This window comes from Candidatus Defluviibacterium haderslevense (assembly GCA_016712225.1).
GTDB classification, from domain to species: Bacteria; Bacteroidota; Bacteroidia; order Chitinophagales; family Saprospiraceae; genus Vicinibacter; species Vicinibacter haderslevensis.
The window spans coordinates 2,481,486-2,497,967 of sequence record JADJRL010000003.1 but is presented as its reverse complement, the minus strand read 5'-3'; the positions used below and the strand labels follow the sequence as shown (position 1 = coordinate 2,497,967).

The following is a 16,482-nucleotide window of genomic DNA, read 5'->3' as shown; positions in this document are numbered from 1 at the left end:
ATTTAAAATTTATTTATTTTTCAAACTATCTAAGCGTTTAAAAGAATCCAATTTCGCAAAATATTTTAATGAGGCCGCTTTAATGGTTGCAAATTCACGCGGTGATCCTGGTCTGATTACACCTAACATAACTTTACCATTTTCATTGGCATACATGTCCATTAAATTCTTAGTTTGGTATGTTACTTTGGAAATTTCCTCTTTACTTAATAATTTGCCATCTTTATCTTTTATTGGAAAATCAAATGTAAACCTTGGATTAGAACCTAAGATCATCATTTGTTCAAAATCCAACCTATGTAAATTGGGATCAATAAAAGATGGAATTTTGTACTCTGTACTATCCTCTACAACTGTTGTAGGGTCAGAAACCCCAGCATCTGATGCATTATTTTGCAACTTACAGCTGCTTATCAAAAAAGAAATTAAAATAAATAAAAATATATATTTCTTCATCACGTATTGACCCATTAATTTTGTAAAAAAAGTTGAGTTATCCAATTGTTATTTGCAACCAAAATCATTGGTTTACCTACAAAGGTTTTATTAATCGCTAAAATATTTTTGACATCACCAGGCATATTAATTCCTGATTGAGTAGGAGAAACATCAACAAAACTTCCATCTTTATTTCCTTTAAGCAAAATGCCAATTCCAGCATCTGCCCTACCTGTCTCAATTTCTGAAGTAAATAAATTACCAGCTAGAATCAGGTCAGGAATTTTATCATTATCAAAATCCTGCCATATAATACCATTAACCGTTGAAATTTGTGCTCTGTTGGGTAATTTTTTAGATTCAAAATGACCATTGCCTTGATTTATTAAGATAACACTTTCAAAACTATTGGTTTCATAATGCAAGGCATCTTTTAATAAATCTCCGTAGACTTGCTCCAAAGTAGAAGAACCATATTCATCATACGTTTTAAATTTTTCAGATATCAATGGAAGCTGCTCACTTGAACATTGCTTTCCACGTACGGGAAATAAATTTCCATCCTTTTTATATTGACCCAGAACTATATCTGATTTACCATTTTTATCAAAATCACCCGCATAAACTTGGAAGGGATTCATTAAGGACGTTTTATATTTATAATTGGTTCCTAAATTACCTACAACAAAATCCATATCCCCATCATTGTCAAAATCATTCATTGCAATTCTATTCCACCAGCCTGCGGTTTTATCTAATTGATATTCCTTTGTTTGATTAACTAATTTACCTTTTTGATTGATCATTATAGTAATCGGCATCCATTCACCAACAATAACCATATCCACATTTCCATCTTTGTTTAGATCCGTCCACGCAGCATCAGTTACCATTCCTATATTGGATATGTCACTACTCCATAGATCACTAGCATCTATGAATTTGCTACCATCATTTTTGAGCAAATAAGATTTACCAGGAAATGGATATTTACCGGTAGCCAACCTCCCGCCAACAAATAAATCCAAGTCACCATCTTTATCAAAATCAACTGCCTTAACACAAGAACCACTACCAACTATCTTTGGTAATTTATTTGCTTTTACAAAATTACCATTACCATCATTTTCATACAATCTATCCTGATACATGCTGAGGTCATCAAATTCATTTCCACCACTAACAACATATAAATCAAGATCCCCATCCTGATCAGCATCAAAAAATAGGGCTCCTACATCTTCATATTTACTATCTTCATCAAAAACTTTATTATTTGATTTTAAATAAGTTCCGGTTTGATTTTGAATATATAATGCACCAGCCTGACCTGCAGCACCACCTACATAATAATCATCTGCACCATCAGCATTAACATCAGCAACTGCAATGGACGGACCAAATTGTGACATTTTGTGAGGTAATAAAATTTGCCTTTTATGATAATCATCGTAATCATTCTCTTTATGTGTAAATTCATGCGCTACCGATCTTGTGACCTCAGTAAATAGTTGGGTCTTGTTCTCTTTAAGTTTATTTATCGTCTTGCTATTTTTATATGAAATGGTTAATTCCTGATCCGCTTTGACATCTTTAATTACTTGGGTTTTACCATCTATCCAGTCAATAGTTACCTGATCAATTTTTGTATCATTTCCTAAACCAAAATATAACTTATCATCAACACTTGATTGGTATCCTCTGGTCGTTAATAGTTCTGCATACTGAGTTTTTGATTCAGATTTAACACTCACTTTGGCGTTCAACTTTAATGCGTAATTATCAGCAACTATGTTGATTTTTAAAAAATGGTTATTCGATTTCTGTAAAGCGTTGTTTTTATATACCAATGCCTTATCTTCAATATTATTAACTACCAAATCAGGATCCCCATCATTATCTAAATCTCCATAAGCTGCACCCGAAGAAAATCCTTTATAATTTAAATTAAAATCTTTTGATTTATCTGTAAAGCTCAAATCTCCATTATTTAAATAAAAATAATTTTCAATTTTTGTAGATTTTAGTTCTTGATTTTTTGATTTTAGAAAATCTTCTACATCCCTTTGAGTCGCTCCATTCTTTTGCATTTCTTTTATCTTATGAGAAGTGATTTTAATAAAATCCTTATCTAAGAAATCTTTATAATACCCATTTGAAATGTACAAATCTTTATGACCATCCATATCAAAATCCTGAAGCAGGCATGACCAACTCCAATCTGTATGATGTAAATTGCTCATTTGACCAATTTCAGAAAAAGAACCATTGCCATTATTAAGCTGAAGCATGTTTCTCATATAGGCATAATGATACCCATATTTTACATATCTCCAGAATCGATCGATATCCATACTAGCCATACTAACTTTCTCTCTGTAATTATCTTCTGATAGCATATCTAGCACAAAAAGGTCAGTAAATCCATCATTATTAATATCCGCGGCATCACAACCCATACTACTTAAACTGGTATGTTTAAATTGATTGTAAATACCATTGGTAAAAGTTCCGTTTTGATTATTAATTAAAAAAATATCGGGTTGTTCGTGATCCACAGCAACATAAATATCAGGCCAACCATCCATATTTAAATCAGACGTTACACAGGACAGGGTCCAACAATAAGACAAAACACCTGATTTAGTGGTTACATCTTCGAAATGCAGATTTCCCTTGTTTTCATATAAATGATTGGATTCTTTTAGATTTGGATTTCGAAAATTCTGGTGCTGTTCCATTTCGTTGAGCATTCTTTTTTCCGGATGATTTCCAACAAACAAATCCAAATCTCCATCTTTATCGAAATCTAAAAAATTAGCTACCATTGAATATCCATTATCATTTAAGCCCATTTCTTTAGACTTTTCTGTAAAAGTGTTATTTCCATTATTGATATAGAACTTATTCTCTCTTTTTTCAGGGTTAGCGTCGAAAAAGAAAGACCGGCAGATGTAAATATCCAAAAAACCATCATTATTTATATCTGCCATTGCAGCTCCTGTACTCCATCCAGGAGCAGAAGCAATACCTGACTTCTCTGTGATATCTTCAAATTTAAAATCACCTTTATTGAGATACAACTTATCTGAGACTTGATTGCCTGTAAGTAAAATATCTGACAAACCATCGTTATTTATATCACCCAACGCAACGCCTCCCCCGTTAAAAACATTGATAAACTGCAAAGGACTCGGCAAGACAGTCAGGTCTAACTGATTGGCAAAATGCACTCCCGTTTGTTCTGCGGGCATGAGTTCAAAAGCCGGCAATAAACTATCATTAGTTCTATTTTGATTACCATGACATGAAAGGAGTAGCAATAAACTTAACAACCATATCGGTTTGTTCATAAAATTTCGCTTTGGTGCAAAAATACTAAGGTAATAAATTAAAACCTATAATTTAGTAAAAAATAACATATACTATTATAACTTAAAGTATTATAAATCAGCGATTAGGATTATTAAGCGACAAATTATTACCTACTTTTAACATATGTTTAAGGAAAATGATAACATAGCAATACTATGCGGAAAAATTTTATTTCTTAATTCAACTTACAATGTGTTACACTCAAATTCCATTTAAATGGTTTTAGTTCAATTGGTTTTGGTTCTGTTGGGTCTTCATATAAAATATACCCTCGATCCATATATAAACCAGTATATATTTTTTTTAACTTTGAGGTTGGCCAATATATTTCAATTGATTCTATAAGCTTAGCATCTTTACCCAAACCTATATCAGCTAGATATGGATTAGAACCAAAACTTCCTCCTGAATCCATTTGGCGGTGAATGATTCTTTTGCCTTTGTTAGTAATAATGGTCACTTTAATTCGACTATGAGCACCAAAATAATTGGTTTGATGACCTCTTAATCTGATTTTAATGGAATGGGATCCAAATCCCGGATTATTAAAAAAGGCATTAAAAAAACGATCACCTTCATACGCTCCACCCATGACAGCATAAATATCCTGATCCCCATCCTGATCAAAATCTGCGAATGATATGCCATGCCCTTTCTGAAGATGTGCAAATCCACCGACATAACTAACATCCTCCAATCTTTCCCCATTCATGTTGATAAACATCCGATTAGGAATAATGGCTTCATAACTTGGCTCTCCTGTTCCAAAATAAAAATCTTCGAAACCGTCATTATTTACATCACCTTTATTCAAAGCCATAATAAATAGTGAGGTATTTAACCCTGCCTCTCTGGCAATATCTTTAAAAGTTACATCACCGTTATTTATGTATAAACCACATAATTCATTCAAAAATGGCTTTCCTCTATAATCATTAACTATATCTTCCGGAAAATGATTGTATCGATTGATATTAAATGAACCTGCGAAAATATCGAGATTCCCATCGTTGTTAAAATCCAACATGCAAGTTGAAAAACTTGCTTGTGGATTGGCCGTGCGAGATATTTGCGATACATCTTCAAATTGTATTTTTTTTTCTGTACTTCTATTTAGCAGGAGAATATTATTTCCTCCCATCCGAGTCAAATATACATCAGTCCATCCATCATTATTAATATCTCCAGCAGTAATACCCTTGCAAAAAAACACAAGTTGTTCAACCCCGGACCCTTTTAACACGTTTATAAATTTACCTTTTGTATCATTTAAATATAATTCATTTGGATGAGGGTTTTTGGTGGATTCATTCCCTATAAACAAATCCAAAAATCCATCATTATTAAAATCGCAAAAGACTCCAGCTTGTGTGGGATGAAAACTTAAAACACCAGCTTCAATGGTAACATCAGTAAAAGTACCATCCCCATTATTCCGAAACAAAGAATTGGGGAGATTAAGATTGATTAACCATGCTCCTCTAAGCACCATAAAATCCATCCAACCATCATTGTTATAATCTCCCTGAATTACATTCAAACCACCAATAATACCTTTCAATTGAGCCTTCTCCGAAAGATCTGTAAATTGTCCATTACCATCATTATGTAAATACCTGATGCTTTCATGCAATCCCCAACCTGTAGCTATAATATCTAGGTAACCATCTTGGTCAAAATCTTCCACTGCTACACCACCTGATGTTTCATTTATGGCAGTATTATTATTCATAGCAATATCCTGAAATTTTGGAAAATCCATTTTATTTTGGAATTTTGTAGGGGGTATTAAAAACTCTTTTGGTACACTTTCAGGATAAGTGCCCAAAGTCATAGCTGCTATATTTAACAACCACACAGATATTAAATCATTCGGATTATCTTGCAATAATTCTTTAAGATATTTTGTTCCAATCTCGGAACCATTTTTTAATTGGTGTATACCAGAGCCTTTAATAGGAATCAAGCAAGATTGATCACTGTGATGTTGTAAACAATTCTCTTGCTCTCCTAAACGCAAGTTTGCAATTGCTAGTAATTTGAGCATATGCTCTTTGTATTCAGGCTTCATCTTACCTGTGCTTTTTAAAAATTGATACAACTGATCTAGTTCCGCAATAGATTTTTCAGTTTCACCGGCGAGTAACAATTCATCAGCATATTTTAATCGAAGGTTAAAATCTGTAGGTGTTTTCTGCACACGATCATAAAAATATTTGGCATTCGCTGAATTATCAAAAGTACCATTAGGAGGAACAACACTCTTAACAACACTATCTAATATGTGCTTCATTCTTTCATTACCAGTCAATGAATCGAATGATATATTATGATTAGACTCCGTTTTACAGCAAACAAAATAGAACATCAAAAAAATAATAGCGTACTTCAAAATTAGATTTTTATTCATGAATTAGGAAATAGTTAAATTAAGTTTGTAAACCAGGTACGACATTTTAAATAATTGGATTGTATAAATTGATGACGAAAATATTTTTACTATATAGAATAAAATAAATGAAATATTACAATTGAATTAACGTTTTACTTTAGATATAGAGCATTGTTTTTTTTTCAAATTATTGATAAACATTCATCACTACTTTAATCTTTTATTACAAATTCAATAAACCGATAATTTGAATTACTTAGATAATAATTCAAGTTTGTCAACAGTATGTTTTCCTATACTACGTCCTTGCTTGAGTCCTTCAGACAATCCAAATAAATAATGTATCCCACCATAAAATCTACTGATTGACGCTTGTTCTGCGGCTTCAGTCAATGAATTAAAAGCCCTTGCTTCAATCCCAAATTGAACTTCAGTAGAATCCGTAAATGATGCATCACCAAAATAATGAATGAGCACAGTAGATGAAGCACCGGAAATTACACTATGTCCACTGGTATATTCCGGAAAAGGAGGAGTCTGAATAAATGGGGTCCATTTCAAATCTATATTTCGGTTAATATAAGTTATAGGTCGAACCAGTTGCTCCGTGAATTTTGCATTCCAACAACTGATGATACCATCAAAAATTGCAATACCAATACTGGCATATACTTTCGACGAATTATAAAAATTAAGTTTTCCTTCCAAACATCTTTCTTTAGCAATATTCAACCAATGTCCAGCAGGACTTAACCTATGTGTAAAATATGTATTATGCCCAGAAGTAAAATATTCATTCGGATTACAATCCCAAAATTTAGCTATAGAATGATGTTCTTCATCTTGTTTTATACCTTCCTGATAAACCTTAAAAGCTTCATTATAAAATTCAGATTGTTTATTAGTACTAAAAACCGGAGGTCTTGGTGGATAAAACTGTCGTAATGAATCCAACAAAATAAATCGCAAGGAATTCCAGTTAGGTTCTAAGGCTTTGTCAAAATTAGGAGGTGTGATTATCCAAGTACTATCCGTTTGAGGCATCGTATATTGAGAAGCAGATTTGACGTATGCATAATTATCTTTTTTGATCCAATCAATCATCTTTGTACCTACAACATCTCCAAAATCAAGAGACTTTTTTTGAACTTTTGTTGGATAATGAGATATTTTTATTTTAAGTTCTGTCATCATTGAATCTACCATAAATTCACTAAAAACTAGTTTTTTAGCAACAACACAATAAGCTTGTAATGCCGCAATGGAATAATTTACATGTGTGGTGTCCATAGTTAATACTTTATTCCAAGAAGTATCTAATTGATTCATGATTGACTTACCCTGAGCATTCAACATGACTTCATAACATACCAGATTGGGATAAACAAATACACGACTGGCAACCGGAGGTGAATAGATATCCTCCATTGAAATTTCAAGCATCTTATTTGTAAAATGATGCAAAAAACTCGCATCCAGATTCCCTTGATCTTGTTTACAATTTGAAAAAATGAAAATGAATCCCAATAATAATACCCATTGATTTCGCATATGACAATTCATTATTTAAGCTAATTATTTAAAGAAAATAATTTTACATAACCATTATTTTCAACCACTACAAATCCTTGCTTTTTACCAAGGTTAATTTTTTTAATGGTTCTGACATTACCCGGAACATAAAATCCAGACTGCGCTATATTCAATGAAGTAAATGCCTTATTTCCATCATTTAATAGTACATTACCTATGGATGCATCATATATTCCAACATCTATGTCTGTATCATAAAAATTGCCGCAAGAAATGATATCCATTTTTGCATCATGATTTAAATCATATATACAAGATCCTTTAACCATAGATTTTTGACTTTCTTGTGGCAATATTTGAATCGAAAAAGAGTTCGAATTGTTCCATAAAATAATGGATGACATCATATTTGATTTCAGATGATATGATTTGTCTAAAATTTCTTTTGAAAAAATATCTGATATTTTTGCTCTTCCATAAATGGCATAACGAAGAAATTTTTTCCTTAATGATGTCATTTGTTCCAACATTCTATCTCTGGAAACAACTGGATAACTCTCTCCCATAATATAGGAACACAAAATTGCATCCATGGTCTTGCTACCATCAAAATCTGCAGCGTATACTTCAACAGGTTCCTGTTCAGATGCTTTGAATTTTGAATTCAAGCCCAAATTACCAACTACCAAATCTTCATCACCATCTCCATCTAAATCACCTGCGGATATACTTTGCCACCAACCTTGAGAACGATCCAGACCAAATTCTTTTGTTTGGTTGGTTAATTGCTTTCCATCATTGATTAAAATAGTAATGGGCATCCACTCACCGCAAATGATCAAATCGTTTTTTCCATCTTTGTTAACGTCCATTGAAATGGCATCTTTAACAATTCCAAAGGATGAGGATATGGTTTTGAACCATTCCTTAGTTTCATCCATTAATTGCCCCTTCCTATTTATAAATATTTTGGATTGATCAGCATAAGGATATCGCCCTGGTGATGCCCCGCCACCAACAAATAAATCCATTTGTTGGTCGCCATTGATATCTATGCTCAATACATTACTACCATTCTCAAATTCTTCGGGAACAATTCCAATTCCTTTTTGAAAGGTACCTTTGCCATTATTAATATATATTCGATCTTGATAATTTTTAGAACCAATATCCCATTGATATCCTCCACTCACCACATATAAGTCCAAATCTTTATCCGCATCAATATCGATAAATTCAGCATCAACATCTTCGTAGATACTATCCACTAAAAATGCACTTTGTTTGGATATCACAAATGATCCATTTTTTTGTATAAACAATTGGCCTTCCTGACCCGATGCCCCGCCCAAATAAATATCTTCATAACCATCTCCATTTACATCTCCTACAGCCATTGCAGGTCCTTCTGAAGAATTCTCCAAATGAAGTATAGGTTCTCTTTTAAAATCTATGTAATAATTTTCCCTATGTTTAAAATTTAGAGTACTTTCTTTAGTTACATTTGTCAAAATTGGTTTTATATTATTTACAGTAGGTTTGATTACCACACCTACCGCCGCATCTATTAGATTCAAAGTATTCATATTAATTTGATCATAACGCTTTAGGCTACGATCCGGCCAACGCACTTCAAGATGATCAATAACTGTTTCTGATCCGAGACCAAAATGCACCATTGGTTCCACTGAAGACATAAATCCACGGATTGGATTAATAAATCTGTGTTGCTTAGTTCCGTTACCAAGTACAAGAGTAACAATAGCTCCGATGGCCTGGGTATTTAACCCAGGACCTTTTAATTTAAGTTTTACAAAATTGTTTTTTGATTTTTGATTAGAAGTGTTTTCTAATAGAAAAGCTTCGTCATTAATATTATTAGTTACAATATCTAAATCACCATCATTATCAAGATCCGCATAAGAAGCTCCATTAGAATACGATTCTGGTCCTGAATTCCAATCATCATTCTTTTTTGTAAAACTCAAATTTCCATTATTTTGATAAAAGTAATTTCGAATTTTCTGTTGAGGACATATTTTTTTCCATTCTGTAAATGAAACACCCCCATTAATTTTGGAGGTTTTTTTCAATGAATCAAAAGTAAATTTTTTATAATCCATATCGGTTACATATCTTCTGTATCCGTTTGTAATATATAAATCTTCAAAACCATCATTATCAAAATCTCCAGCTATGGGTGCCCAACTCCAATCTGTATATTCCAAGTTTAACATGGTGGCAATTTCACTAAATGTATTATTCTGATTATTTAACTGAACACAATTCTTTGAAATTTGTGCTTGTAATCCATAAGTTACCATTTTGTGAAACCGATCATAATTCTGTTCATCCATTAAAGTTTTTTGTCTGAGATTATCCTCTGGTTTCATATCCAAAGTCATCATGTCAAAATATCCATCATTATTAATATCCAACATTTCTGAACCCATTGAAGAATGTGATTGATGCGAAAAATAATCTTTAAAGGATTTTTTAAAAGTATTATTTTTATTATTGATAAATAACACATCTGGTTGGAGATAATCATTGCATATATACATGTCCGGATAACCATCTTGATTAAAATCATTGATGATGGCGCTTAATCCATAGGCTACATTTCCTATTCCCGCCTTTTCACTTATATCCACATAATGATTATTACCCGTATTCAAAAAAAGTCTGTTGCTAATGTCAACCCGATTGGTGTCCTCAGGAATATAGCGATTACCTTTCTCATCCTGATAAATATTAATATTATTAATATCTTTCCAGTTAATTGGATGATTAACCATTAACACGTCCAAATCATTATCCAAGTCCATGTCAAAGAAATAGGTTTGTGTTGTATAACTTGGATCATCCAATCCAAATTCTGTGGAGCGTTCTGTAAAAGATAAATTCCCATTATTAATGTACAATACATTTTTGCGGAAAGGAACATCAAATAATCCACTTTTACAAACGTATAAATCCAGTCTTCCATCACCGTTGATATCAATCATAGAGACACCCGTTTTCATACCATCACCACCATTAACATTTGCCTGGGCTGTAATATCTTTGAATTTAAAGTTTCCTAAATTGAGATACAATTTATTGTAATCCAAATTGGATCCAAAATAAATATCTGGCAAGCCATCATCATTAATATCTCCAATAGCCACTCTTGCTCCATTATAAAAATATTCATAATTGAACATATTTATAATGTCATTATCTTCAATTGAATTGATGAATTTAATATTCGTATCAGAAGAATCTCTTAAAACAAAGAGTGCGTTTGAATTTACTTTATTGGCTGTTTTTTGAGTTGTATTTTTACATGAAAACAAGTAAAAAAACAGGGTAAAATAAAAGAGCACTTTTAATTTCATGAATAAAATTTTAGGGTTGGTTTTGAACTTTTTTAGGCCCGGCATCAATAATTTCCTGAGAAGCTTTGGATTGATATTTTTCAAAATTGGCATTGAATAATTTCGCAAGTTCAAAGGCCTTTTGATCATAAAGGTTTGAATCACTCCATGTATTACGAGGATTCAAGACTTCATCGGGTACACCAGGACACATTGTTGGAAATTGTAAACCAAAAACATCATGTGTCGCATATTTTACATCATTCAATTGACCAGATAAAACTGCACTTATCATGGCTCTTGTATAATTCAATTTGATTCGACTTCCTACACCATATGCACCTGCTGTCCACCCGGTATTGATTAACCAAATCTGAGGATTGAATTGATTGATTTTCTTGCCCAGCATTTCGGCATAAAATGTAGGATGTAAAGGTAAAAACGGAGCACCAAAACAAGCCGAAAAAGTAGCCTTAGGTTCTGTTACCCCCGCTTCTGTTCCGGCAACTTTAGCCGTATAACCTGAAATAAAATGGTACATTGCCTGTGCTACATTTAATTTGGAAATAGGAGGTAAAATTCCGTATGCATCACAAGTTAAAAAAAATATATTTTTTGGATGGCCACCTTTAGCAGGTTGTACACAATTATCAATGTGATAAATAGGATATGAAACTCTTGTATTCTCAGTAATAGCACTATTGCAATAATCAGGGATATTCGTGTTTTCCTTAAACATGATATTTTCGAGTATTGCACCAGGCTTTATGGCTTTATAAATATCTGGTTCTTTTTCTTCGGTCAAGTCTATACACTTAGCATAACATCCACCTTCAAAATTAAAAACTCCAGAGTCACTCCAACCATGCTCATCATCGCCAATTAAGCGGCGCTCTGGATCTGCGGATAAAGTTGTCTTTCCGGTACCGGACAATCCAAAAAATATACTTGTGTCCCCTTCCTTACCTATGTTTGCAGAACAATGCATGGATAATACACCCTTTTCATAAGGAAGCACAAAATTAAGGATGGTAAAAATCGATTTTTTTATTTCTCCCGTATATGCTGATCCCCCGATAAGGATTCTTTTAGTTTTGAAGTCAATGATACTAAAATTATGTTGCCTGGTCCCATCAACCATTGGATCCGCCTTAAAACCTGGGGCGCAGTAAATACACCAATCAGGGTTAAAATGATCCAATTGATCTCCGCTAGGTCTGATAAACATATTTGATGCAAACTGGGCGCTCCAAGGATATTCTGCAAATACTCTAACACTGATCTGATAATCCAAGCTATCACAAGCAAAATCATCTTGTATAAATAATTCTTTGGATGATAAATATTGCGATACTTTTTGAAATAAAGCTTCAAATTTATCTTGTGAAAAAGGTTTATTGAATTTATTCCAATCAACCGCATCATGTGTTATTTCATTATCCACAGTAAATTTATCATCCGGTGACCTACCCGTAAATTCTCCCGTTTTAATAACTAATGCCCCAGTATCACTTAATGTTGCAAGCCTTCGATCCAAACTTTGGTTTATAAGTTCTTGAGGTGATAAATTGGCATATATGTAATTTGTATTAGAAATTCCAAAAGCAGATAAAGGCCTAGATTGTGAAAGTTTACCAATAATTTTCATAATTTAAGAGAATAATGGATTAATAAATTCACCATAAATATCAAAAAAAGCAGCAAAAATGATTCAATATTATGCTTGTAAGCATGGCTTTACCCTTAAAATTGATTCGTGAAATTCAATTTTAAAAAACCTAAGTCAAACTTTAACCAACCTGTATAGCCCCAAATAACATTGAATCTATAACTGCTATAGACTTGATTTGAATAAATGGATAGGCAAAGGTAAGGTCATTTTTGAACTGGTTTCTAAAAATCACTTATTTTTACGATTTAAGGCTATCCTATACCAAAATTCTATCTAAAGTCTAAGTTGCGTCTAATTAATTAAGGCAATCAATTCAATTCCCCTTAACTTTTATCTAAATGCTAAGCGTTGATTTTGACATAGTTAAGTACTTTTTAGTTATTTTTTAAGGTTTTTTGGTTTGTTTTCTTCCACATTTCAAGAAAAATGAGAATTTTTCAAAATAAATTTAAGCTTTTTTAGTCTTTTTGGCAATTGCTTTGTTAGTAAGCTTGTAATATAACGTCTTGTTAATGATTTAATAAATTAACAAAATATTCCAAAACATAATAGTTTTGCGGGCGTTTTTAAATTTTAGATTTTTATTTAATTAGTCCCATGGACAAGCTAAAAGAGTTATTCAAAGCAAAAGTTTTATCAGCTTCTGATGAAATTAAGGGCATTATCAAGGATCATGGTTCTCAAATTATTGATCATGTCCAAATCGACCAAATTTATGGTGGAATGAGAGGCATTCAAAGCATGATTTGGGAAACTTCCTCACTTGATGCCCAGGTTGGAATTCGCTTTAGGGGTTTATCTATCCCTATGCTAAGAGAGCAATTACCTAAACTTGATGGAGCAACCGAACCACAACCTGAAGGTTTATTCTGGCTCATGATGACCGGAGAAGTGCCAACAGATGAAGAAGTTCAGTGGTTAACAGAGGAGTGGCAGCGACGAAGTGTTGTTCCGGATTATGTGATTATTGTCATCAATAGCCTGACTCCGCTAACCCATCCAATGACCCAATTAAGTATTGCAATCCTTGCTATGCAATCTGAAAGTGTTTTTGCCAAAAGTTACGAAGATGGCATGAAAAAATCAGATTATTGGGAGGCGATGTATGAGGATAGTATGAACTTAATTGCGCGACTCCCAATTGTGGCAGCCTACATTTATAGGAAAACATTCCATAATGGGAATATCATATTACCAGATAGAACTTTAGACTGGAGTGGAAATTTTGCTCATATGTTGGGTAATGATTCACCAGCATTTAAAGACCTCATGAGATTGTATTTGACCATTCATGCTGATCATGAAGGAGGCAATGCTTCAGCGCATACGGTGCATTTAGTAGGCTCTACTTTGAGCGATCCATATTATTCGCTTGCTGCAGGTATGACTGCTTTAGCCGGACCATTACATGGACTCGCCAATCAAGAAGTCATGGATTGGATTTATGACATGATCAAGGAATTAGGTACCAATGTTCCTTCCAAAGAACAAATCGCAGATTATGTTAAAAAAACATTAGCCAAAGGAATTGTAGTACCTGGTTATGGTCATGCTGTGCTTAGAGCTCCAGATCCTAGATTTATTGCTCAGAAAGAATTTGCAACCAAACATTGTCCTAATGATCCTATGGTGAATATTGTGTGGAATGTTTTTGAAGTAGTACCTCCAATTCTTGGAACCATCGGTAAAATTAAAAACCCTTGGCCCAATGTAGATGCTCATTCTGGAGCATTGTTGGAACATTTTGGGATAAAAGAACATAATTTTTATACTGTTTTATTCGGAATTTCACGAACTTTGGGTGTTCTTGCACAACTTTGTTGGGATAGGGCATTAAATTTACCTCTTGAACGACCCAAATCATTAACTACAGAAGAAATTAAGCTTTTTATAAAAAATTCAACAAACTAACCCAAATCTTTATGGAATTTCCAACTAACCTTCGTTATACAAGTGAACATGAATGGCTACTCATTGAAGGAGATACTGCCACTATAGGAATTACTGATTTTGCCCAATCCGAATTGGGTGATATTGTATATGTCGAAGTAGACACTGTAGGTCTAGACTTAAATAAAGAAGATGTATTTGGAACCGTAGAAGCGGTTAAAACCACTTCAGATTTATTTATGCCAGTTGCCGGAACTATCATCGAGTTCAATCCGGCATTAGATGAAAAAGGTACCAACGATCCAACTTTAATTAATACAGACCCTTTTGGAAAAGGCTGGATTGTAAAAATAAAAATATCGGATCCGTCCCAAGTTGACAGCTTGATGAATGCTGATGAATATAAAAACCTAATCGGCAAATAAGACGTCCAGATTGAATATACAATCTAGAATCAATCGGTCAATTTTGATCGCCTGGTCTATAGTATTTTGTATATTGATATTGTCTTTATTACCTGGAAACAGGATGCCTAAGTTGAATTATTTAGATCTATTATCCATAGACAAACTGGGTCATGCCCTATTTTATGGATCGGCTTGCTTTTTCTTTTTTAAGGGCACAAAAAGTACAACTAAAATGAACACATTTATCATTTTTGGTGGCCTTTTTATGCTAGGCTTTTGCCTTGAAATCCTTCAAGCTTTTTTAGCTTCAGGTAGAACATTTGATTATTTAGACCAACTAGCAAATACCATCGGAATTACTTTGGGTCTCATGTTTTTTTTAAAATTCAATAGGCCCTCAAATACTAATGATTCAACCAACATAAATTAATCTTTTGTTGCAATATTATAGTCATGATACGTTATATAAACAATAATTCAGGCAAAGATTTAAAATGTTATTCTTAAAAAGTGACACTAAACTAATGGATGATATCGTCTTTGAAGGTCGAAATAAATCCTATGGTGCATATTTTTTAAGACGACGATATGATAAATCGATGATTAATGGCATTTTACTAGGTGTCATCATCTTCGTTTTTTTGATTTTTTTACCCATAATTCTGGATTGGCTAAAATCCAGGTCATCCCCTGTCGAAGACCCCTTCATCATGACCGAAGTTGTCTTACCCTTACCTTCAAATATACAAACAACGATTCCATTATCAACAGCAACTGCAAAAACACAAGAGAAGCAAGCCAATCCTGTGGTTAATAAATCGACCATTCCAAAAGTGAAAAAAGATGAAGAAACTATTGAAACACCTATTATAAAAACCATCATCACTCCTTTAGATACTGCAAATAAAAATAATGATAATCAGGTAGCAAAAGGTCCGTCAAATGAAAATGGACTTGAAGAGATCGTCACATTTATACATCAAATGCCTATGTTTCCTGGTTGTGATGATGAAAGTATACCTTACCTTCAAAGAAAGAAATGTGCTGAATTTAAATTACATGAATTCTTGAAAAACAATTTACGTTATCCAAATCTTGCTGTTCAAAAAGGAACCCAAGGTACTGTATTTGCTCAATTTGTAGTTGAAAAAGACGGCACAATTAGCAATATAAAAATTTTGCAAGACATAGGTGATGGATGTGGATATGAAGCAAGGCGTGTCATTGAACTTATGAATACCATGACCCAAAGATGGACTCCCGGTATCCAAAGCAATCATCCTGTAAGAGTTCAATATACCTTGCCTATTGTTTTTCAGGGTAGGCAATAGGAATTCAATAACAAAATAACACATTAAGCGTTATTTCAAAATAAGCTTTGGTGGAATAATAAAGGTTTTTAATAATTAATATAAA

Annotated in this window: 10 protein-coding genes; 4 read left to right on the top strand and 6 right to left on the bottom strand. The window is 33.0% G+C overall.

The genetic code is table 11. The features are described from left to right. Positions 1-9: 9 nt before the first annotated feature. The 6 genes from IPK88_09865 to pckA form a co-directional block, all read right to left on the bottom strand. The gene (locus IPK88_09865) at positions 10-456 is read right to left on the bottom strand and encodes a hypothetical protein (GenBank protein ID MBK8243719.1); all 447 of its coding nucleotides are present in this window, start codon (positions 454-456) and stop codon (positions 10-12) included. 14 nt (positions 457-470) lie between these two features. After that, positions 471-3,791, bottom strand: a complete 3,321-nt coding sequence (locus IPK88_09860; protein MBK8243718.1) for a VCBS repeat-containing protein — start codon at positions 3,789-3,791, stop codon at positions 471-473. A gap of 197 nt (positions 3,792-3,988) precedes the next feature. After that, positions 3,989-6,223, bottom strand: a complete 2,235-nt coding sequence (locus tag IPK88_09855) for a CRTAC1 family protein (protein ID MBK8243717.1) — start codon at positions 6,221-6,223, stop codon at positions 3,989-3,991. Between the two features lie 234 nt (positions 6,224-6,457). Further along, positions 6,458-7,756 (bottom strand): vanadium-dependent haloperoxidase, encoded by a 1,299-nt coding sequence (locus tag IPK88_09850; protein MBK8243716.1) that lies wholly within the window; start codon positions 7,754-7,756, stop codon positions 6,458-6,460. Between the two features lie 20 nt (positions 7,757-7,776). Further along, on the bottom strand, positions 7,777-11,118 hold the full coding sequence (locus IPK88_09845; GenBank protein MBK8243715.1) for a VCBS repeat-containing protein: 3,342 nt from the start codon (positions 11,116-11,118) through the stop codon (positions 7,777-7,779). Between the two features lie 10 nt (positions 11,119-11,128). Continuing rightward, entirely contained in the window at positions 11,129-12,745 is a 1,617-nt protein-coding gene (pckA, locus tag IPK88_09840) for a phosphoenolpyruvate carboxykinase (ATP) (protein MBK8243714.1), read from the bottom strand. A gap of 621 nt (positions 12,746-13,366) precedes the next feature. Here pckA and IPK88_09835 point away from each other — a divergent pair. From IPK88_09835 to IPK88_09820, 4 genes are all read left to right on the top strand, one after another. Next, on the top strand, positions 13,367-14,680 hold the full coding sequence (locus IPK88_09835) for a citrate (Si)-synthase, eukaryotic (protein ID MBK8243713.1): 1,314 nt from the start codon (positions 13,367-13,369) through the stop codon (positions 14,678-14,680). 11 nt (positions 14,681-14,691) lie between these two features. Further along, positions 14,692-15,084, top strand: coding sequence for a glycine cleavage system protein GcvH (gcvH, locus tag IPK88_09830; protein MBK8243712.1), 393 nt, complete (start codon positions 14,692-14,694; stop codon positions 15,082-15,084). A 43-nt stretch (positions 15,085-15,127) separates the two neighbouring features. Beyond that, on the top strand, positions 15,128-15,496 hold the full coding sequence (gene vanZ / locus IPK88_09825) for a VanZ family protein (protein ID MBK8243711.1): 369 nt from the start codon (positions 15,128-15,130) through the stop codon (positions 15,494-15,496). A 64-nt stretch (positions 15,497-15,560) separates the two neighbouring features. Beyond that, a complete protein-coding gene (locus IPK88_09820) occupies positions 15,561-16,397 on the top strand; it encodes an energy transducer TonB (protein MBK8243710.1) in 837 nt (278 codons plus the stop codon). Positions 16,398-16,482: the final 85 nt, after the last annotated feature.

Excerpts from the sequence above, each read along its gene's own strand:
- IPK88_09860 (MBK8243718.1), bottom strand. The coding sequence starts at position 3,791 with ATGAACAAACCGATATGGTTGTTAAGTTTATTGCTACTCCTTTCATGT.
- IPK88_09835 (MBK8243713.1), top strand. The coding sequence starts at position 13,367 with ATGGACAAGCTAAAAGAGTTATTCAAAGCAAAAGTTTTATCAGCTTCT.
- IPK88_09855 (MBK8243717.1), bottom strand. The coding sequence starts at position 6,223 with ATGAATAAAAATCTAATTTTGAAGTACGCTATTATTTTTTTGATGTTC.
- IPK88_09820 (MBK8243710.1), top strand. The coding sequence starts at position 15,561 with ATGTTATTCTTAAAAAGTGACACTAAACTAATGGATGATATCGTCTTT.
- IPK88_09850 (MBK8243716.1), bottom strand. The coding sequence starts at position 7,756 with ATGCGAAATCAATGGGTATTATTATTGGGATTCATTTTCATTTTTTCA.
- IPK88_09845 (MBK8243715.1), bottom strand. The coding sequence starts at position 11,118 with ATGAAATTAAAAGTGCTCTTTTATTTTACCCTGTTTTTTTACTTGTTT.
- IPK88_09865 (MBK8243719.1), bottom strand. The coding sequence starts at position 456 with ATGAAGAAATATATATTTTTATTTATTTTAATTTCTTTTTTGATAAGC.
- pckA (MBK8243714.1), bottom strand. The coding sequence starts at position 12,745 with ATGAAAATTATTGGTAAACTTTCACAATCTAGGCCTTTATCTGCTTTT.
- gcvH (MBK8243712.1), top strand. The coding sequence starts at position 14,692 with ATGGAATTTCCAACTAACCTTCGTTATACAAGTGAACATGAATGGCTA.